Annotated in this window: 15 protein-coding genes and 1 pseudogene; 5 read left to right on the forward strand and 11 right to left on the reverse strand. The window is 72.7% G+C overall.

The genetic code is table 11. The features are described 5' to 3' along the window. Nucleotides 1–29: 29 nt before the first annotated feature. Nucleotides 30–605 carry a TetR/AcrR family transcriptional regulator gene (locus ABGB21_RS31620; RefSeq protein ID WP_347680888.1) on the reverse strand — a complete coding sequence of 192 codons (576 nt, stop codon included), beginning with the start codon at nt 603–605 and terminating at the stop codon, nt 30–32. Between the two features lie 165 nt (nt 606–770). Between ABGB21_RS31620 and ABGB21_RS31625 the strand changes: the two genes are divergently transcribed. Continuing rightward, complete coding sequence (locus tag ABGB21_RS31625) at nt 771–1,745, forward strand: MerR family transcriptional regulator (protein ID WP_347680890.1); 975 nt, start codon at nt 771–773, stop codon at nt 1,743–1,745. A 23-nt stretch (nt 1,746–1,768) separates the two neighbouring features. Here ABGB21_RS31625 and ABGB21_RS31630 read toward each other — a convergent pair whose 3' ends face one another. Further along, on the reverse strand, nt 1,769–5,245 hold the full coding sequence (locus ABGB21_RS31630) for a BTAD domain-containing putative transcriptional regulator (RefSeq protein WP_347680892.1): 3,477 nt from the start codon (nt 5,243–5,245) through the stop codon (nt 1,769–1,771). 200 nt (nt 5,246–5,445) lie between these two features. Here ABGB21_RS31630 and ABGB21_RS31635 point away from each other — a divergent pair, with 200 nt between their 5' ends. Then, the gene (locus tag ABGB21_RS31635; protein ID WP_347680894.1) at nt 5,446–6,324 is read left to right on the forward strand and encodes an alpha/beta hydrolase; all 879 of its coding nucleotides are present in this window, start codon (nt 5,446–5,448) and stop codon (nt 6,322–6,324) included. Between the two features lie 16 nt (nt 6,325–6,340). Here ABGB21_RS31635 and ABGB21_RS31640 read toward each other — a convergent pair whose 3' ends face one another. The 7 genes and pseudogenes from ABGB21_RS31640 to ABGB21_RS31670 form a co-directional block, all read right to left on the reverse strand. Beyond that, complete coding sequence (locus ABGB21_RS31640) at nt 6,341–7,144, reverse strand: helix-turn-helix domain-containing protein (RefSeq protein ID WP_347680896.1); 804 nt, start codon at nt 7,142–7,144, stop codon at nt 6,341–6,343. Between the two features lie 223 nt (nt 7,145–7,367). Next, nucleotides 7,368–7,691, reverse strand: a complete 324-nt coding sequence (locus ABGB21_RS31645) for a helix-turn-helix domain-containing protein (RefSeq protein ID WP_347680915.1) — start codon at nt 7,689–7,691, stop codon at nt 7,368–7,370. Between the two features lie 132 nt (nt 7,692–7,823). After that, nucleotides 7,824–8,249: pseudogene (locus tag ABGB21_RS31650) on the reverse strand (hypothetical protein); the annotation flags it as partial. Between the two features lie 258 nt (nt 8,250–8,507). Continuing rightward, on the reverse strand, nt 8,508–9,143 hold the full coding sequence (locus tag ABGB21_RS31655; RefSeq protein WP_347680898.1) for a hypothetical protein: 636 nt from the start codon (nt 9,141–9,143) through the stop codon (nt 8,508–8,510). Between the two features lie 13 nt (nt 9,144–9,156). Further along, nucleotides 9,157–10,197 (reverse strand): hypothetical protein, encoded by a 1,041-nt coding sequence (locus ABGB21_RS31660; RefSeq protein WP_347680900.1) that lies wholly within the window; start codon nt 10,195–10,197, stop codon nt 9,157–9,159. Then, nucleotides 10,194–10,601: a hypothetical protein gene (locus tag ABGB21_RS31665; protein WP_347655835.1), complete on the reverse strand. Its 408-nt coding sequence runs from the start codon at nt 10,599–10,601 to the stop codon at nt 10,194–10,196. The genes ABGB21_RS31660 and ABGB21_RS31665 overlap by 4 nt, the downstream gene beginning before the upstream one ends. A gap of 110 nt (nt 10,602–10,711) precedes the next feature. Then, nucleotides 10,712–13,432: a glycoside hydrolase family 3 C-terminal domain-containing protein gene (locus ABGB21_RS31670; RefSeq protein WP_347680902.1), complete on the reverse strand. Its 2,721-nt coding sequence runs from the start codon at nt 13,430–13,432 to the stop codon at nt 10,712–10,714. A 204-nt stretch (nt 13,433–13,636) separates the two neighbouring features. On the opposite strand from ABGB21_RS31670, the gene ABGB21_RS31675 reads away from it, so the two are divergent. Continuing rightward, on the forward strand, nt 13,637–14,485 hold the full coding sequence (locus tag ABGB21_RS31675) for an alpha/beta fold hydrolase (protein WP_347655838.1): 849 nt from the start codon (nt 13,637–13,639) through the stop codon (nt 14,483–14,485). Between the two features lie 82 nt (nt 14,486–14,567). Here ABGB21_RS31675 and ABGB21_RS31680 read toward each other — a convergent pair whose 3' ends face one another. Both ABGB21_RS31680 and ABGB21_RS31685 read right to left on the reverse strand, forming a co-directional pair. Then, nucleotides 14,568–16,244: an amidase gene (locus tag ABGB21_RS31680; protein ID WP_347680904.1), complete on the reverse strand. Its 1,677-nt coding sequence runs from the start codon at nt 16,242–16,244 to the stop codon at nt 14,568–14,570. A gap of 99 nt (nt 16,245–16,343) precedes the next feature. Continuing rightward, complete coding sequence (locus ABGB21_RS31685; protein ID WP_347680906.1) at nt 16,344–16,646, reverse strand: hypothetical protein; 303 nt, start codon at nt 16,644–16,646, stop codon at nt 16,344–16,346. A 392-nt stretch (nt 16,647–17,038) separates the two neighbouring features. Between ABGB21_RS31685 and pyk the strand changes: the two genes are divergently transcribed. After that, nucleotides 17,039–18,490 carry a pyruvate kinase gene (gene pyk, locus ABGB21_RS31690; protein ID WP_347655843.1) on the forward strand — a complete coding sequence of 484 codons (1,452 nt, stop codon included), beginning with the start codon at nt 17,039–17,041 and terminating at the stop codon, nt 18,488–18,490. Further along, complete coding sequence (locus ABGB21_RS31695) at nt 18,487–19,380, forward strand: acyl-CoA thioesterase II (protein ID WP_347655844.1); 894 nt, start codon at nt 18,487–18,489, stop codon at nt 19,378–19,380. The genes pyk and ABGB21_RS31695 overlap by 4 nt, the downstream gene beginning before the upstream one ends. Nucleotides 19,381–19,389 lie beyond the last annotated feature (9 nt).

Here is a 19,389-nt window from a genome sequence, read left to right on the forward strand (position 1 = left end):
CTCGTCTTTCGGTCGTGAACGGGAAACTGTCAGGCCAGGTGCCGGTCGAGCAGTGACCGGGCGGCGGCCTTGGCCTCGTCGACCACGCTGCGGTCCTGCAGCAGCCGGCCGGAGGCCAGCGCGCCGTCGATCAGGAGACCGATCCGGCGGGCGAGCGCGGCCGGTTCGGTGGCGCCGGCCCCGGCGGCCAGCTCGGTCAGCCACTCCTGTCGGCGTTCGGTGTGCCGGACCGTGATCGCCCGGGCCTCCGAGTCGAGCGGTGCCTCGACCGCCGCGCTGACGAAGGGGCACCCGAAGAACCCGTGCCGGTCGAAGGCGTCCAGCAGGGCGTCGAAGAGGCCGACCAGCTGGTCCGCCGGCCGGGCACCGGCGCGTTCCGCCGCCGCCCGCAACTGGGCCCGCCAGGATTCGTCGGTGCGCCGCAGGTACGCGGCCACCAGCTCCTCCCTGGTTCGGAAGTGCACGTAGAGGGTCGACTTCGCCACCCCGGACTCGGCGATCACCTGGTCGATACCGACGCCGCGCAGCCCGTGGGCGTAGAACAGCCGGGCGGCCGTACCGAGGATCCGTTCCTCGGTGTTGGTCTTCCTGATCTTCGTCGCCATCGTCGCCTCCCGATCGCCGCCCTTAATCGAACAGACTAGTTCGTTTGATTAAGGGCGGTGGCGTGTTTCCGCTCACGACGCGGGCATCGCCTCCGCGATGATCAATATCGCCGACCCGGATCGACGCTTGACCCGGACCCCCGGGTACGGGTTTACCGTCGGAACATGCGAGCGGGAGAGGTGGCAGAGCAGGCCGGGGTCACGATCCGGGCGCTGCGGTACTACGAGCGGGTCGGCCTGGTCGTGCCGACCCGCTCGCCGAACGGCTACCGGGACTACGACCCGGCGGCGGTCCGGCAGGTGCGGGAGATCCGGGAACTGACCGCGCTCGGGCTCTCGGTCGAGGAGACCCGACCGTTCGTCGAGTGTCTGGCCAGCGGGCACGGGTCGGCCGACGAGTGTCCGGCGTCGCTGGCCGCGTACCGGCACGCGATCGACCAGCTCTCCGAGCGGATCAGCCAGCTGACCCGGCGGCGCGACGCGCTCGCCGCCCACCTGGCCCGGGCCGCCGGCCGGCTGATCCCGGACAGCGCCCCGTTCGCGGTCACCGAGCGGGGTTCCGCCGGCCCCACGGTCCGGTGTGACCCGCCGACCCGGGGCGACGGTGGCCCGGAGATCAGCCGGCTGGTCGGGGTACGACTACCGGCCGTCACCCTGCCCGCCACCGACGGCAGCACCGTCGACCTGGCCACGTTCGGTCCCGGCCGCACCGTCCTGTACGTCTACCCGCTCACCGGCCGGCCCGGCGTCGACCTGCCGGAGGGCTACGACACCATCCCCGGGGCCCGCGGCTGCACCGCCGAGGCGTGCGGGTTCCGCGACCACCACGACGAACTGCGCGCCGCCGGCGCCGCCCGGGTCTACGGACTCTCCTCCCAACCCCGGCACTACCAGTCCGAACTCGTCTCGCGGCTGCGCCTGCCGTTCACGATGCTGGCCGATCCCGAGTTCGCGGTCCGCGACGCACTGCGGCTGCCGACCTTCGAGGTCGGCGGACTCACCCTGTACGGGCGGGCGACCCTGATCGTCGCCGACGGTCGGGTCGAGCACGTCTTCTCTCCGGTGCCCGCCCCCGACCGGCACGCCGTCGAGGTCCTCGACTGGCTGCGGACCCATCCGGCCCGGGCAGCTCGGCGCTGACCTCCGCCGCTGCCCCGGGCGGGTCAGCGGCGCTGGTCGCCGCTATCGGCCTGAGCGGATCGGCGCTGGTTGCTGCCGCCGGCCCGGGCGGCCACCGTGGCGGCGGTGCGCCGGTGCTCGGCGGCCTCCTCGGGCCGGCCCAGCGCGGCCGCCGACCCGGCCAGATAACCGGCCACCGGTCCGAAGCTGAACACCCCACTGCCCGCCCCGGCCAGCTCGTCGACAGCCGGCAGCAGTTCAGTGTGCACCCGTCGCAGCACGACGTGGTCGTCGAGGGTCAGCGCCGTCCGGAGGGCGAGCACGAGCCGCGCCTCCCGGAGCAGGTCGTGTGGCGATTCCGGCAGCGACCGCAGCGCGTCGGCCGCCTCGGTACGTCGACCGGCGGCGAGCAGCAGCGACGGTCGTACCCACGGCTCCTCCGGACCCCAGTCCGCGTCCTCCGGCAGCGTCGGCGGCCGGTCCTGCGGCAGGTCGTGCCCTGACAGCCGGAGGGAGAGCAGCGCCAGCGGCAGCAGGCCCCGGGACATGCCCGGCATCCCGCTCGTCGCCTGGGCGGCGGCCACCGCCCGGTAGGTCGCCTCCGCCTCGCCGACCCGGCCGGCGACGGCCAACCGAAGGCCCCCGTACCAGCGGGTCAGGACGCCGACCAGCGGCAGGTCGTAGCGGGCGGCGAGCCGGTCGGCGGCGGCCGCGTGTGCGTCGGCCGGACCGAAGTCGGCGAGTGCGGCGTACGCCTGCACGCCGACGAGGTGACCGAGGACCTCGAAGGTGACCAGCCCGTGCCGGGCGGCGACCTCGACCAGTTCGGCGCCGATCGCGGCCCGGTCGGCGGCGAGGCCGGTCCGCGCGAAACTGTGCATGAACCGGGCGTTGAGCGCGAAGGCCAGCAGCTCCGGGTCGCCGGCCCGCCGGGCGGACTCCTCCGCCTGGTACGCCGCCCGGCGTCCCCGGTCGCCGGTCGTGCCCCGCAGTTCCAGCGCCAGGGTGCTCAGCAGCCGGCTGCGTTGCGCCACGTACCCGTCCGGAAGCGTGCCCAGCGCCCGTTCGGCGAGCCGGACGATCCGCGCCGAGAGCCGCTCGTCGTCGTTGCGGGTCCAGCTCGCCGGCACCTCGAACGCGGCGAGCACCTCCGCGGTGAGCGCGGCGTCGTCGAGCCGTTCGGCGAGGGCGATCGCCTCGGCCCGGTGCCGGCGGGCCTCGGTGAGCCGACCGGTGACCGCGAGGGTACGGCCGAGCCCCATCGTCGCGGCCAGCCGGCCCGGTGCGGCACCCTGCCCGGACCGGTCGTACGCGGCGACCGCGTCCCGCCACAGCCGGGCCGCCTCGTGCGGCCGGGTACGGCGTTCGGCCCGCGCGGCGGCGGCCCCGGCGTGGTACGCGGCCCGAACCGCCGCGGCCCGGCCCGTCGCCCGGACGTAGTGGTGCGCCAGGGCGGCCACGTCGTCCGGACGCAACTGTTCGAGGGTTTCGGCGACGACGGTGTGCCAGCGGGCCCGACGCGGCGTGGACAGGTCGGCGTAGAGCGTGTCCCGGACCAGGACGTGGCTGAACCGCAGCCGGCCGTCGGCCTCCTCCCCGGTGAGGAAACCGGCCCGTACCGCCTCGTCCAGGGCGTCCAGCAGCAGTGCCTCGGTCAGTTCCTCCGCCCCGGCTCCGGCGGCGAGTGCGGCCAGCAGTTCCGGGTCGACGTCCCGGCCGAGTACCGCCGCCCACCGCAGCACCGTCCGGGCCGGCTCGGACAGTCGGCCCAACCGGTGCCGGATGACGTCGCGTACCCCTGCCGGCACCGTCTCCAGGGCCGCCGCGCCCTCGGCAGCGAGCAGCCGGGCCAGTTCGCGGACGAAGAACGGGTTTCCGCCGCTGCGCCGCTGGACGAGCCGTACGGTGGCCGGATCGAGGTCCCGACCGATGACGGCGCCGGCGAGTGCGCCGGTGGCCGGCTCGACCAGCCCGCCGAGATAGATCCGGAGCGGCTCGGTACGCGCCAACCGGGCCAGTGCCGCGGTCAGCTCCGGCGTGATCTCGGTGGCCCGGTACGTCCCGACCAGCAGTACCGGCCCGGTGACCGGTTCCGGTTCGGCGAGCAGCGCGGTCAGCAGGTCCAGGGTGTCCGGGTCGGCCCGGTGCAGGTCGTCGACGACCAGTAGCGCCGGTTGGTGTCCGGCCACCGTCGACAGCCGGCCCACCACCGACTGGCGCAGCCGGAACCGGGCAACGGCCGGATCGGCGACGAGCCCGGGATCCGGGCCCGGCTGCCGCTCCGGTTCCGCCGCTGGCTGCCGCTCCGGTTCCGGGCCCGGCCCGGTCGGGTGGACGGCCGGTGCGGTCGGTGCCCCGGGCGGGAGTGCGTCGGTGATCTGCCGCCACGGCCAGCCGGGCGGGGCGCCGTCGTACTCCGGAATCCGGCCCCAGGCGGTTGCCCAGCCGTCGGTGGCCAGCGTCGCGGTCAACGCCTCGGCGAGCGCGGTCTTGCCGGCGCCCGCGTCCCCGGAGATCAGCACGAGCGCCGGCTCGCGCCGCCGGACGACCTCGTCGGCGGCCTCCACCAGCCGGGTCAGTTCCGCCTCCCGGCCGACGAGCACCCGTCGTGCCAGCGCGGACGGTGCGGCTGCCACTGGCGGGACAGGCACCGGCGGCGGGACAGCTGCCGCTGACGGGACAGGCGCGGCTGAGGGGACAGACACCTGCGCCGTCGGGGGCGTGCCGAGCTCGGGAGTCAGGTGCGGAGCCTGGGCGCGAAGGTCGGCCTCCAACTGCCGGAGCCGGGGTGACGGGTCCACGCCGAGTTCCGCCACCAGGATCTCTCGGGCCTGGCGGAGCGCGGCGAGCGCCTCACCCTGCCGGCCCGACCGGTAGAGCGCGGTGGCCAGCAGGTGCCAGGCGTCCTCCCGCAGTGGACGGCTCTCCAGGTGGGCCCGCAGGTCGGGGGTGGCCTCGGCGGCCCGGCCCAGCGCCAGCAAGGCCTCGGCCCGGCGCTCCACCGCCAGCAGCCGCAGCTCGTCCAGCCGGTTGACCTCCCCGACCGCCCAGCCCTGGTCGGCGTACCCGGCGTACGCCGGACCCTGCCAGAGGGCGAGTGCCCCGGTCAGCCGCTCCAGCGCCGGTTCCGCCCGACCCTCGGCGAGCAGCCGGCCGGCTCCGGCCACCGCCGCCTCGAAGCGCCAGGCGTCCACCGCGTCCGGCTCCGGCCGTACCGCGTACCCCGGTGCGGCGGTGACCAGCAGCCGGGCCGGCTGCCGGGGCGGCCGGTCCGGTTCCAGGGCCCGGCGCAGGTCGGCGACGAAGGTACGGATCGCCGCCACCGCGCCGTCCGGCGGCTCCGCCCACAGGTCGGTGACCAGCCGGTCCACCGGTACGACCCGCCCCCGGGCGATCAACAGCCGGGCCAGGACCGCGCGGTGCCGGGGGCCGCCGAGCGGGACGGAACCGGAGTCGGTGGCGGCGGACACGGGTCCGAGTACGGCGAAGGTGACCCTCGGTGCCGTTCCCCGCCCCTGCATGCCACCCACGGTAGTCGGCGCCTCGTCGGCCGGATCCGGACGTCACACGTCGTTTCCGTCCGGATCCACCGACCCGCTCGGGTGCACTCATCCGGTGCTCATCCACCGCTCACCGGTGGGGGAGAGGCTCGGTGACGTCCGACCGGTACGGGCCGTCCCGCCCGCGAACCGGTCAGTCCGCCCGACAGGAAGGCCCGTCCGTGGAACCCAGGATCAACGGATTCGAGTACCGGCACGTCACCGTCGCCGATCGCGTACGGCTGAACGTCGCCGTCGGTGGCGCCGGCAGCCCGATCGTGCTGCTGCACGGCTTCCCCCAGACCCACCTGATGTGGCGGCACGTCGCCGCCGACCTCGCCGCCGACCACACGGTGATCGTGCCCGACCTGCGTGGCTACGGTGCCAGTGACAAGCCCGCCGACCCGGACGGGACCGCGTACGCCAAGCGGACCATGGCCGCCGACGTCGTGGCGCTGGCGGCGGCGCTCGGCCACGAGCGGTTCGCCCTGGCCGGGCACGACCGGGGTGCCCTGGTCGCGATCCGGGCCGGCCTCGACCACCCGGCCGCGATCACCCACCTGGCCAGCCTCGACGTGCTGCCGACCCTGGACATGTGGGACGTGCTGCACGGCACCACCGCGGCCGTCGGCTTCCACCTCTACCTGATGGCCCAGCCGCCCGGCCTGCCGGAGCAGATGATCAGCGGCAGCGCGGACGCCTTCTTCGGCCACTTCCTCGACGTCTGGACCCGAAACCCAGAGGCGATCCCCGCCGACGTCCGGGCCGCGTACCTGCGGGCATCCCGGGCGGCGGTGCCGTCGATCGTCGCCGACTACCGGGCCTCCGCCGGCATCGACGTGACCCACGACCAGGTCGACCGGGCGGCCGGGAACCGGCTGGAGATGCCGGTGACCGTGCTGCAGCAGGACTGGGGCGGCGCGCTCGGCTACGACGCGGTCGGACTGTGGCGGGCGTGGGCGGCGGACCTCGAACACCGGACCGTCTCCTGCGGCCACTTCATGGCCGAGGAGGCGCCCGCCGAGGTGGTCGCGGAACTGCGCGCCCTGCTGGCCCGCTGACCGGGCGGCCCGGGGGTTACCGGGCAGCGGCGGTCGTGGTCCGGAACCGGCGCTGGTAGACCGACGGCGGGACGCCGTACGACGCGGTGAAGATCCGTCGTAGCGTCTCGTCGCTGCCGAAACCGCTGTGCCGGGCCACTTCGGTCACCGTGCCGCCCCGCTCCAGCAGCGCCCGGGCCGCCTCCACCCGGGCCAGCTCCAGGTAGCGCGCCGGGGTGAACCCGAACTCCTGCTGGAACAGTCGGCGCAGGTGACGTGGGGTCACCGTCGCGTCGCGCGCCATCTCCTCGATTGGGTACGCCCGGGCCGGGTCGGCGGTGATCCGGTCGACGACCCGGCGCAGCCGCAGGTCACGGCTCGGTGGCAGATCCTGCCGTACGGAGAACTGGGACTGTCCGCCCGGCCGTTGCATGAAGACCACGAGTTCCCGGGCCACCTCCCGGGCCAGGTCGGGACCGTGGTCCTCCTCGACCAGGGCGAGCGCGAGGTCGATGCCGGCGGTGACCCCGGCACTGGTGGCGAACCGTCCGCTGCGGACGTGGATCTCGTCCGGCCGTACCTCGATCTCGGGAAACTCCGCCCGCAGCCGGTCCGCGTGCCGCCAGTGGGTGGTCGCCGGATGGCCGGCGAGCCAGCCGGTCCGGGCCAGCACGAAGGCGCCGGTGCAGACCGCCGCGAGCCGGGTCGCCGGCCCGGCCGCCGCGCCCAGCCGGGCCCGTACGTCGTCGGCTCGGGGTCGCGACCCGTCCCAGCGGGCGGGCGGCACCCTCCGGCCGGTCCCGGTCCCGGTCCGGGTCCGGCCGGGAGCTTCTGCCCGCACCACCCGGACCGGACCCTGAACCTTCCTCGACAGGTCCGGGCCCGTCGCGGTGCTCCGCTCCGCTTATCACCGTGACGGGAGGCATCCGTGACCCGAACCGGGCGGATGGATGGGATCATCCGCCCGGTCCACGGCCCGCTCCGGTACGGATGCGCGGGCCTGCCTTGCCCCGGGCCAGCATGGCCGCCCGGGAGTCGACGAATCGTTGACCCGCGACGCATGGTCATGACGATCCGTGCACCGCCGTGTCCGCCGACCCTCCGGCGCGCTCCGCCCCGGCAGCGGCCTCCGTCGACATGGTCCGCCGGTAATCGCTCGGCGAGTGGCCGTACCGGGCGGTGAAGAGTCGGCTGAAGTGGGCGTAACTGGTGAAGCCGTACCGTCGGGCGATGACGTGCGCCGGTCGGGACCGCTGTGCGGGGTCGGCGAGCGCATCCCGGCAGTCCTCCAGCCGACGCTGCCGGATCCAGCCGGCGACGGTCAGTCCCTGCTGGTGAAAGAGTTTGTACAACTGACGCAGGGAGATGTGGTGGGCGGCGGCGAACATGGCCGGCGAAAGTCCCGGATCGCCGAGCCGACGTTCGACGAACTCGTGGATCCGGACCTGCAGGACCTCGTGACGTGTCTCCGACGGTACGGCGGTGCCGGTGTCGAGATGGTGGGCGAACAGGGCGGTGAGCAGGTCCAGGGTCACCGTGCGGAGCCGGGCGGCGTCCGTCGGGCGGTACCGCTCCGCGTGTGCGACGAGCCCGGCCAGGTAACCGCCGGTGAGGGCGCCGATGCTCTCCCGGTCGGGCAGCGGGGTTCCGACCAGCCGATTGATCTCGTGGGTACGCAACGGCAGCAGTGTCCGGGGTAGCTGTACCAGTAGTTGGGTGGCAGGCCCGTCGGGTGCCCCCGCCGTCCAGCCGTGGACCGGCTGGGACGTGTCGTAGAGCAGAATCGTCCCCGGTTCCGCCACCTGCTCGGTCCGGTCGACCGTCATGCCGAGCCGCCCGGACAGGGCGAGTCCCAGCACGAGGTGCTCGGGATCGGCCTGCCGGATCATCCTCCGGTTCCGGAAGTAGCGGAGGGCGGAGTAGGTCAACCTCGACACGGTGACGCCGCCGAGCTGGACAGGCGAACCGGTCGGCCGCGGGCAGGTCGGCGCTCCGTACGTCCTCGTAGGTCATCCCGGGTCCTCGCCTCCCTGGCCGCTGGCGATCGGCGTCGACCCCGGACGACCGGGGCTGTGGCCATCTCCGCACTTCGGCTGGAGCAACCTCGGCCGTTCGGTCTGCGGGATCGACCTGATGTGGGACGTGCAACGAGCGGGCCCGTCCGCCGGTGACGGTCACCGGCGGACGGGTCGGCGCAGCCGACGTCAACGGTCGCCGTACTGCTGGTCATGCGGTGGCGGCGCGTAGCCAGGATGGTGCGGCGGTGGGTAGCCAGCGTGAGGCGGCGGTGGATAGCCGGGATGGTTCGGCGGTGGTGGATAGGCGGGCTGGGACGGCGGTGGACGCTGGGGGTCGACCAACCGTCCGAGCGCCTCCTGGGAGGCGCGGGCCCAACCGGGAAGATTGTTCTCCGGCTCGGTCGAGAGATTCACCTCCCGGCCGGGTGGCGGGGTGAGCGACCTCGGGTCGCCGTAGTGGATGATCTCCTCCCGGACCCGGAAGACCAGGTGGTCGGCGGCGGCCGGAGTGTCGGCACCGCCCCGGTATTCGGGAAGCTTCCAGCTGCGGGCCACCACCGGCCACGGGCGGCTGCCGCTGCGCCGGGCTAGGTGGGCGAACGGGGTGACCAGCAGCATCACCACCGAGTCGACCAGAAAGACCAGCAAGAACGGCAGGGCCAGCAGCACCGCCAGCATCCGGACGAAGTTGGTGATCGGATCCCCGAATCCGGAGAGAGAGAAGCTGTAGAGCGAGCGCATCGTGTCCGAGCCGTGTGGGCGCCATGCCACCCGACGTCGGAAGACTTTCCACTCGCGGCCGTCCGGTCCGATGACCTTCATGTCCTGACCTCCCTCACGCCGACCGGAAGACTTCGAAGTCGTCCTGGATGAAATCGACGATCTGCCGTCCGATGGCGACGATCTGTTCGACCCCCTCCTTGAACATCAGGGTCTGCTCGATGACCACGTCGGTCAGATCGGTGATCAGGGTGTAGAGGTCGGTGACCAGTTCATAGAGTTCGAACAGGTATTTCCGGAACGATGTGACGGTACGCAGCGCCTGTAGCGCCCGCTTGATTCGCAGGCCGTAGAAGTTGACCACGGCCAGCAGTGCGGTGAGCGCATACTCGTACATCTGCGCCAGCAGCTGGAAGTTCTGTTCCGAGGCGTTCGCCATCCGGGCCGCCGCGTCCAGGGCCGGCACCCACCGTTTGCGGATGTGGTAGTCGAAGGCCGCGGCGGCACCGCCCGGACCGCTGTCCCAGTGACCCGACAGCACGTTCATGCCGTCGGCGAGGTCCTGGCTGACCTCCTTGAAGCCGCCCTCGAGTTCGCCGTAGGCATCGGCGATCGACCGGATGGTGCCCCAGTCGCCGAGCACGAGTGGCATCGCCGTTCCCAGCAGGTCGAACCCGGTGAACCGCTGGATCAGACCGTTGACGCCTTGGAGCAGGTCGTCGATCGACTGGCGGACATCCTCCGTCTCGTTGCGCTGGCGCGGCACGGCGAGGTTGACGCTCGCCCCTGCGGAGAAACCGGCTCCAACAGTCCGCACATCCTGCTCGCGGTATGCGCCCGCCTGCTGACCGGCCCGACCGCTGACCCAGATCCGCTCCGCCGAGGCGGCGTCGGAACGGTCGTAGCTGTCGGCGGCGAACCTCAGGTCGACGGCGGTCCGCAGGAGCTCGCGTCGGGCTCCCTCGAAGATGCCGGCGTACGACCAGGCCTGGATCCCCACCGCGTTGCGGGTGCCCAGGAGCAGACCGTTCAGCCCGTCGGTACGGGTGCAGTGTTCGGCGCAGTAGCGTTCCATCGTGGCGAGGGCGCCGCCATGGTTGCCTTCGATCTGCGCCGCGTAGCCGCGCAGGTAGCTGGTCTCGACGAGGACGGTCATCGCTGACCGTCCCGTCGGGTCGGGTCGGGCGCGGCACGGGCGACAGCCTCGTCGATCGGAAGGCCCTCGGCGGCCAGCGCGAACACCTCGCGTACCTGTCGCAGCCGTGGCTCCATCCACAGGTGCACGGCGCGGGCGTCGTCGTCTTCGGTTTCTCCGGTGAGGACAACCGACCAGTCCAGTTCGCCGCGGTCGATCTTTTCCTGCACCCGTCGGTAGGCCGGCGGTGCGTCCTCGGGTATCTCGTCGCGGTCCGGAACCGTTCTTGCCGCTTCCCTTCCCTCGATTTCCTCGATCTTGGAATGCATTCTCGCCCGCCATCTCGCGAGCGCGTCCTGGGCCTCGGTGAATCGGGCCCGTTGGCGTCGTTCCCACTCTTCTAGATCATTTTCCACCCCGTGCATGCGGGCATGTTCACAGTTGACGGCGGTGAATGCAAGCTGCCCGTCGAAAAGTTGTTAAGGCGGTGACAATGTCGATGTGTCCTCTGTGGTGACGGCGTCGTCCGTCGACGTCAGCGCACCCCTACCACGAACTCTGTCGACCGGGTCACGCCCTGGAAACTGACGGTCGCGGTGACGGTGGCGACGCCGGTCGCCCGGGTACGGATCACCCCGGCCGGGTCCACCGCCACCACCTCCGGACGGTTGCTGTGGTACCGGACCGTGGCGCCGGCCGGCAACGGGGTGCTGGCGCCCTCGGTCCGGTGGCCGTACCGGCGGTCGTCGCTGAGCGCGATCGTCAGCTCGGGTGAAACCACGGTCCCCGGGGCCGACAGGGCCGGCGCGTCGACGGTGACCACCGACAGCGTCGGACGCAGACCGCCCCGGACCGTCACCCGGGCCTGCCGGCGCGGGTCGCTCTCCGCGGCCGAGCCGCCGACCCGGACCGTGTACGTCCCCGGGTCGACCACGTACCGGCCCTGTCCCTCCTCGAAGAAGGCGAGGTCGGGCACCTTGACGCTGAAGGTGACCCGCCGGGTCTGCCTCGGCCGCAGCGAGATCTTCTCGAAGCCGCGCAGCCGCTCGCCGGGGCGTTCCGACGCGGCCGGCGCCGACGGCGTACCCAGGTAGAGCTGGACCACCTCGGCACCCGGCACCCGCCCGGTGTTGGTGACGTCGACGCTGACCCGCAGTGTGCCGTTGGCGTCCACGGACCGGCGGTCGACCCGCGGCCGGGAGTAGTCGAAGCGGGAGTAGCCGAGACCGTGACCGAACGGGTACGACACCCCGCCGCCGAAGTACAGGTACGTCCGCCCCGGGTGTGACCCGTCGGCGGCGGCCCGGATCCGGTAGTCGTCGATCGCCGGCAGTTGCCCCGCGTCCCGGTACCAGGTGAACGGCAGCCGGCCGCTCGGGTTGCGGTTTCCGAGTAGGACGTCGGCGAGCGCCTCGCCCTTGCGCTGCCCGTTGTACGAACTCCACAGGATTGCCGGCACCTCGGCCGCGAACCCCTCGACGTCGACCTGTCCGGCGGTCTCCAGGTAGACGACCGTGTTGTGGTTCCGGGCCGCCACCTGTCGGATCAGCTCCGCCTGGGCGCCCGGCAGGGCCAGCGTGCCCCGGTCCACGTCCTCCCGGGCGTGCCGTTCGTCCGTACCGGCGTAGACGATCACCGCGTCGTAGCCGGCGGCCGCCTCGACCGACGCCGGGTCGACCTCGGCGAGCGTGCCGGGGGTGACCCCGGGCAGGAAGTCGACGACCGCGTCCGGGTTCACCGCCCGGACCGCCGCCCGGATGCCCTGGAAGCCGTTGACCTGATTGGCCTGACCGGCACTGGCCTGGATGCTGGAGTAGCCGCCGAGGTACATGCTGGGCGGGTTGGCGTAGTGCCCGACCACCGCCACCCGGTACGCCCCGGACGCCGGCACCCGCAACGGCAGCAGGGCTCCGGGGCCGGCGCGGCCGGAGCGGGCCGGCTCGTTCCTCAGCAGCACGATGCTCTCCCCGGCGACCTCCCGGGCCAGGGCCAGCCGCTGCCGGGTCTGGGTCACCGCCCGGTTGGCGTCCGAGTTCGTCCAACTGGCGTGCGGCACCCGGGCGCGGGCCGTGGTCACCCACGGCACCTGCTCGGCCGGGTCGAACTCGCCCAACCGGATCCGGGTGGTCAGCAGCCGGACCAGGGCGTTGTCGACGTCCGCCTCGGTGTAGCGGCCGGTCGGGGTGGTGATGCCACGCGCGATCGCGGTGGGGATGGTGTTCGCGTAGCTCCACTGGTCGTGGTAGCCCTGCTGACAGTTCAGGTCCAACCCGGCGGAGTTCGCGTACGCGTGCCGTTCGATGTGGTCCAGCGGGGCCGGACGGCCGGGCGGCTGCCAGTGGTGGCCGTGCTGGATCTCCCGGATCGAGTCGCAGTCGGAGGTGAAGAAGCCGGTGAAGCCGAACGTCTGCCGGGCCAGTTCGGTCATCAGGTAGCCGCTGGCGGTGGTCGGCCACCCGTTGACCCGGTTGTACGAGGTCATGATGGAGGCCGGCGAACTGCGTTCGACCACCTCCCGGAACTGGGCGGTGTAGTACTCGCGCAGGGTCCGGTCGTCCATGTCGGCGGTGCCGGTCAGCCGGTCGAACTCACTGTTGTTCGCCGCGTAGTGCTTGAGGGTGGTGCTGGTCTTCAGATAACCACCACCTTCCGGCAGGAGCCGGCCGGTCCGGTCCTTGCCCTCCATCCCGTTCACGAACTGCGCCGCCAGCGCGGCGGTGAGCAGCGGATCCTCGCTGAACGCCTCGTCGTTGCGGCCCCAGCGCGGGTCGCGGGCCAGGTTGATGGTGGGCGAGTAGAAGTTCAGGTCGAGGCGGTTGTCCCGGACCACCTCCCGGGCCTCGTCGGAGATGGCCGTCGCCTCCCGGTAGACGAGGTCCGGGTTCCAGGTGGCGCCGAGCGACAGGTTTACCGGGTACGACGTGGTGTTGGTCAGGATCGGCGGGTTGGCGTTGTGCAGCGTCCCCTCCCGGGCCACCCCGTGTGCCGCCTCGTTCCACCAGCCGTACGCCTCGACGCCGAGCCGGGGGATCGCCACCGACTGGCTGCTGACCAGCTGGGTGGCCTTCTCCTCAAGCGTCATCCGGGAGACCAGGTCGACCGCCCGCTCCCGGGCCGAGTATGACCGGTCGAGGTAGATGGCCGGGCCGTCGCCGCTGGTCCCGGTGGGAGGCGCGGCCACCGGCTCCGTCTCACACCCACCGCCGCTGACCAGTACGACGGCCAGCACCGTCGCCGCCCAGGCACGCGCACGCATCGCCCCGTCCCTCCGCCGGTCCGTCGGACCCCCGGCGACGGTATGACCGATATCGATGGACGTCAAGGCGGCCTTCCATTGGTATGGATCAGTATCATCGGGTGGTTGGGCCCGGGAGGAGGCGCGTGTTGCGCGCGGTCGGGTACGACGGCGGAATGCACACCGTCCAGGTGCCGGAGCCCGCAACCCACCGGAAGGAGCGGCATGTCTGCCCACCCGACCCCGATCCTGTTCCTGCACGGCTCCTGGCACGGTGCCTGGTGCTGGACCGAGGTCATTGCCCACCTCGTGCGGTACGGCCGCCCGACGCTGGCGGTCGACATGGCCGGGCACGGGTTGCGGGCCCGTCGGCCCGAGTGTCTGACCGTGCGCCCCTTCGACCCGGAGGAGCTGGCCACCGAGGTCTCGCCGGTGGCGGACGTGGACCTCGACCAGGCCGCCGAGCTGCTGATCTCCCAGATCAGAATGCTCGGTCGGGGTGGCCGGGTCACCGTGGTGGCACACAGCATGGGCGGTGTCGTCCTCACCCGGGCGGCGCAGCAGGTTCCCGAGCTGGTCGCGCACGCGGTGTACCTCGCCGCGATCATGCCCGCCTCGGACCGGGCGGCCGACCGGTACTTCGCGCTGCCGGAGAACGCGGACGCGCTGGTCCTGCCCGCCCTGCGAGGTGATCCCGCCGTGACCGGGGCGTTGCGGCTCGACCTTGCCTCGAACGACCCCGCCTATCGTCGGCAGCTCCGCGCCGCGTTCTACGGCGACGTCGCCCCGGTCGTCGCCGACGCCGCCCTGGCCCTGCTGACCCCGGACGCCCCCGCCAGCATGATGGGCGACACCACCCGGCTGACCCGCGACGGCTGGGGCTCCGTTCCCCGCACGTACGTCGTCTGCACCCGGGACATGGCGATCCGCCCGGCCCTCCAGCGGGTTCTCGTCGCAGAGGCCGACGCCGCCTTCCCGGAGAATCCCACCACGGTCGTGACGCTGGACTCCTCGCACGCACCGTTCCTGTCCAGGCCGGAGGACCTGGCGGCGATCGTCGGCCGGCTCGGCTGACGGAACGCGCCAGGCGACCCGGACCGGCGTGGGCCGGCGGTAGGCGGGGCCCTCCGACCCACCGCCGGCCGGGTACACACTCCTACTCGGTCAGTTCGGCGACCTGCTCGGCGGTGAGCCGGCCCCGTCCCGGGTCGGGTGCGGTCGCCCGCATCGTGCCGCGGGCGGCCCGGGCGTCCGCCGCCACGGCCGGCGGGTTCGGCGGCCGCCGCCGGTGCCAGTCCGTCACCGCCTGGTACGCGGCCATCACCGACAACAACCGGTCCTCGCCGTACGGCAGACCGCCGAGGATCGTGCCGATCGGCACCCCGGCGGCGGTGAACCCGATCGGGAAGCCGATCTCCGGCAGGCCGAGGATGTCGAACGGCACCGGGCCGGTCTGCACCACCACGTCACAGGCGTCGAAGAGCTGGTCGAGGACCCGTTCCAGGAAGAGCAGCTTGGCCCGCTGCCCGGTGATGAACTCCGGTCCGCCCATCAGCGCGCCCTGCAGCCAACTGGTCACCGACACCCCGAAGCCGCGCAGGTCGGTCCGCAGGTACGGCAGGAACGGCTCGGTCCGCTCCGGCAGCCGTACGTTGTTGAAGGTGTTGCCGCCGAGCAGGTCCCAGTCCTCCGGCAGCGGCACGTCGACCACGGTCGCGTTCGGCATCGCCGCCAGTTCGGCGAGGAACGCCCGCCGGGCCAGGGCGCTCGCCGAGCTGCCGTCGGCGTATCCGGGCAGCACCCCGATCCGGGTCTTCCAGCGCAGCTTGACGCGCTTGCCGGCGTACACCGGGGTGGCCGCGTCGATCAGGTGCGGCACCGGCGGCAGGCCTTGGCTGCGCGGATCGGCCGGGTCCTCGCCGGCCATCGCGGTCAACATGATCGCCGCGTCCCTGGCGTCTCGGGCCAGCGGTCCCGGATGGTCCCGGGTGTAGCTGAGCGGGATGATGCCGTGCAGCGAGACCCGGCCCATGGTCGGCTTGAGCCCGGTCAGGTTCTGCGCGTTCGAGGGTGCGGTGATCGAGCCGCCGGTCTGGGTGCCGGTGCCGGCGGTGGCGAGTCGACCGGCGACCGCGGTGGCGGTGCCGGTGGACGAGCCGCCGGGGTCGGTGCCCGGGTTCGTCGGCGTCCAGGCGTTCACCGTGGTGACCACCCCGTCCGGCGTGGTGGCCCGGGTGGTGGCCAGCGGCCCCATCTGGGTCTTGCCCAGCACGATCGCCCCGGCCGCCTTGAGCCGGGCCACCGCCGTCGCGTCGTACGGCGGCACGAAGTCGCGGAACAGGTAGGAGTTGGCGGTGGTCGGCACGCCCGCCGTCCAGTAGTTGTCCTTGATCGCCAGCGGGATGCCGTGCAGCGGGCCGGAGCGGGGACGCCGGGCGGCGGTCCGGGCCGCGGCGAGCGCGGCGTCCGCGAGCACGACGTTGAACGCCTGGTACGTCGACTCGTAGCCGCCGATCCGGTCGAGGTACGCCTCGACCAGCTCCTCCGGTCGGAGCTTGCCGGCCCGGATCAGCCAGGCCGCCTCGGCGATGGTCAGCTCGGTGGGGTCGGCCAGCGCCTCCGGCCGGGGTCGGACGTACGCGTCGGGCCGGTCCAGTCCCGGGATGCCGCCCGGGTGCGGGTGGTGTGCCGGGCCGCCACCCGGGGTCGCCGACGCGGCGGACGGCAGGGTCAGTGCGCCGCCGATGCTGGCGGCGCCGGCCAGTGCGGCGGTCCGGGCCAGGAACGCCCGACGGTCGACACCACGGTCCAGGGGTTCAGCCAACTCGGTCATGCCGTCTCCTCGCTGCGCTCGTCGTCGTCATGACCTGCGTGACTGAGTTTGTTGATGACCTCGCTGCGCTCGGTCATGCCGTCTCCTCGCTGCGCTCGGTCATGCCCTCCGCCATTCGGTGCTGATCGACGGGTAGAGCATCGGCGCCGGTTGCTGGGACAGTGCCTTCGCGGTCGCCGGGTCGGTTCCGGGCGGGGCCGGCAGCTGGTACGCGGCGAGCGTGCCGACGGTGCCCCGGACGAAGGCGCGCAGCGAGGCGAGGACGGAGTCCCGCCCCGGGGATCCGGTCTCCGGGTCGGCGGCGGTGCCGGGTGGCAACTGGTCGAGGTCGATGCCGAGGCTGGCGAGTCGGGCCCGGATCATCGTGTCCAGTTCGGCGTCGGTGGGTGGGGTTGGTGCCATGGCGTGCTCCTCGCGAGGTTCGGGTGCGGGATGGGCCGGCGTTGATCATTCGACCAGGTCACCCCGATCTTGATCATCGATGTGGACCCACTCTCGGGGGGAACCGTCTCGGGCCGGTAACAGCAAGATCACGTGGCGGTGAACCGTGCGACGGCGGCGTACACTGGCTTCTCGGACGCCGGGGAGGCCCGGGTGCGACTCCGGACCACCGTCGGCCCGGGGAACGTGCCGGGCACGGCGGGAGTAGGCTCGGCGCCGCGCGGTCGCCGATGCCCGCCAACCAACGTCCCGGTGTGACGCACCCGCCGGTCACCTGCCAGCCGCGTGACGTTGCGCAACTGTTCCCGCATCCGTTGGGTCTGGCGGGCCGATCCGAGAGAGAGAATTGCCTGATGGCCGTGACACGCCGCGCAAAGATCGTTTGTACGTTGGGCCCCGCGACCTCCTCCCCGGAGCGCATCCGCGGTCTGGTCGAGGCGGGCATGGACGTAGCCAGGCTCAACTTCAGCCACGGCAACCAGGCCGACCACGAGAAGGTGTTCAACCTGGTCCGCGAGGCCGCCCGGACCACCGGCCGCGCCGTGGCGATCCTCGGCGACCTGCAGGGCCCCAAGATCCGGCTCGGCCGTTTCGCCGACGGCCCGCACGAGTGGCGTACTGGCGACTCCGTGGTGATCACCGGTGAGGACATCCTCGGCACCCGGGACCGGGTCTCCTGCACCTACGAGAAGCTGCCGTTCGAGGTGAAGCCGGGCGACCGGCTGCTGATCGACGACGGCCGGGTCGCGGTCGAGGTCGTCGAGGTCGAGGGCAGCGACATCCGGGTGCTGGTCACCGAGGGCGGCCCGGTCTCCAACAACAAGGGCGTCTCGCTGCCGAACGTCGCGGTCAGCGTCCCGGCGATGTCGGAGAAGGACACCGAGGACCTGCGGTTCGCGCTCCGGCTCGGCGTCGACATGGTCGCCATGTCGTTCGTCCGCTCGCCCGACGACATCAAGCTCGCGCACAACATCATGCAGGAGGTCGGCATCCACCGGCCGGTGATGGCGAAGGTGGAGAAGCCCGAGGCGGTGACCCACCTGGAGGCGATCGTCAACGCCTTCGACGGCATCATGGTGGCCCGTGGCGACCTCGGCGTCGAACTGCCGCTGGACCAGGTTCCGCTGGTGCAGAAGCGCGCCGTGCAGCTCTGCCGGGAGAACGCCAAGCCGGTCATCGTCGCCACCCAGATGCTCGACTCGATGATCGAGAACTCCCGGCCGACCCGCGCCGAGGCCTCCGACGTCGCCAACGCCGTCCTGGACGGCGCCGACGCGGTGATGCTCTCCGGCGAGACCAGCGTCGGCAAGTACCCGATCCTCACCGTCAGCACGATGGGCCGGATCGTCACCACCACCGAGGCCGGCTCGATCGCGGTGCCCCGGCTCCAGCACGACCCACGTACCCACGGTGGCGCGCTGACCGTCGCCGCCTCCCAGATCGCCAAGGCGATCGGCGCCAAGGCCCTGGTGGCGTTCACCCAGACCGGCGACACCGTCCGGCGGCTCTCTCGGCTGCACTGCGACCTGCCGCTGCTCGCCTTCACCCCGGTGCCGGAGGTACGCGACCTGCTCGCCCTCTCCTGGGGCGTGGAGACCTTCCTGATGCCGTTCGTCCAGCACACCGACGACATGTTCCGTCAGGTCGACCAGGCGATGCTCGGGCTCAACCGGGCCAACCCCGGCGACCTCGTGGTGATCGTCGCCGGCAGCCCGGTCGGCACCCCCGGCTCCACCAACACGTTGCGGGTGCACCAGCTCGGTTCGCTGGTCGACGCGGCGACGGCGGCCCAGGCGCTGCGGTGACCTCGGGCGGCGCCGGGGAGCTGGTCGTCGGCCAGGCGGCGGTCGACCAGCTCCTCGACCTGCTCGACCTGCGCCAACTCGGCGAGACGACGTTCCTCGGGCTCAGCCCGCCGGTCGGACCGCAACGGGTGTACGGCGGCCAGGTCGCCGGGCAGGCGCTGGTCGCCGCCGGCCGGACGGTCGGGTCGGACCGGTTCGTGCACTCCCTGCACGGCTACTTCGTCCGGCCCGGCGACCCCGCCGAGCCGATCGAGTACCAGGTCGAGAACATCCGGGACGGCCGCTCCTTCTCGGTCCGTCGGTCGGTCGCCTACCAGCACGGCAAGCCGATCTTCTTCATGTCCGCCTCCTTCCACCGGGAGGAGGAGGGCCTCGACCACCATGCCCCGGCCCCGCTGGACGTACCGCCGCCGGAGGCGGTGCCGACCATGGCCGACCGGCTCGCCCGGTACCCGGAACGGCTCGGCATCTGGGCCACCGTCCCGCGCCCGATCGACGTCCGGTACGTCGGCGAGCCCGGCTGGGTCCGGCCCGGTGACCGGCCGGCCGACCCGCACCAGCGGGTCTGGATGCGGATCGACGGCAAGCTGCCCGACGACCCGCTGCTGCACGCCTGCGCGCTCACCTTCGCCTCCGACATGACACTGCTCGACTCGGTGCTGTCGGTGCACGGTGAGGTGTGGGGGCCCGGTGGCGTGGTCGGCGCCAGCCTCGACCACGCGCTCTGGTTCCACCGCCCGTTCCGGGCCGACGAGTGGTTCCTCTACGACTGCTGGAGCCCGTCGGCCTCCGGCGGGCGGGGTCTCGCCACCGGACGGATGTTCACCGTCGACGGCCGGCAGATCGCCAGCGCCGTACAGGAGGGGCTGCTGCGCCGGGTCGGCGGCTGAGCCTCCGCC

Source organism: Plantactinospora sp. B24E8, from assembly GCF_039871735.1.
Classification (GTDB): Bacteria; Actinomycetota; Actinomycetes; order Mycobacteriales; family Micromonosporaceae; genus Plantactinospora.

Excerpts from the sequence above, each read along its gene's own strand:
- ABGB21_RS31685 (WP_347680906.1), bottom strand. The coding sequence starts at position 16,646 with ATGGCACCAACCCCACCCACCGACGCCGAACTGGACACGATGATCCGG.
- ABGB21_RS31660 (WP_347680900.1), bottom strand. The coding sequence starts at position 10,197 with ATGACCGTCCTCGTCGAGACCAGCTACCTGCGCGGCTACGCGGCGCAG.
- ABGB21_RS31670 (WP_347680902.1), bottom strand. The coding sequence starts at position 13,432 with ATGCGTGCGCGTGCCTGGGCGGCGACGGTGCTGGCCGTCGTACTGGTC.
- ABGB21_RS31625 (WP_347680890.1), top strand. The coding sequence starts at position 771 with ATGCGAGCGGGAGAGGTGGCAGAGCAGGCCGGGGTCACGATCCGGGCG.
- ABGB21_RS31680 (WP_347680904.1), bottom strand. The coding sequence starts at position 16,244 with ATGACCGAGTTGGCTGAACCCCTGGACCGTGGTGTCGACCGTCGGGCG.
- ABGB21_RS31655 (WP_347680898.1), bottom strand. The coding sequence starts at position 9,143 with ATGAAGGTCATCGGACCGGACGGCCGCGAGTGGAAAGTCTTCCGACGT.
- ABGB21_RS31645 (WP_347680915.1), bottom strand. The coding sequence starts at position 7,691 with ATGTTCGCCGCCGCCCACCACATCTCCCTGCGTCAGTTGTACAAACTC.
- ABGB21_RS31675 (WP_347655838.1), top strand. The coding sequence starts at position 13,637 with ATGTCTGCCCACCCGACCCCGATCCTGTTCCTGCACGGCTCCTGGCAC.
- pyk (WP_347655843.1), top strand. The coding sequence starts at position 17,039 with ATGGCCGTGACACGCCGCGCAAAGATCGTTTGTACGTTGGGCCCCGCG.
- ABGB21_RS31665 (WP_347655835.1), bottom strand. The coding sequence starts at position 10,601 with ATGCACGGGGTGGAAAATGATCTAGAAGAGTGGGAACGACGCCAACGG.
- ABGB21_RS31620 (WP_347680888.1), bottom strand. The coding sequence starts at position 605 with ATGGCGACGAAGATCAGGAAGACCAACACCGAGGAACGGATCCTCGGT.
- ABGB21_RS31630 (WP_347680892.1), bottom strand. The coding sequence starts at position 5,245 with ATGCAGGGGCGGGGAACGGCACCGAGGGTCACCTTCGCCGTACTCGGA.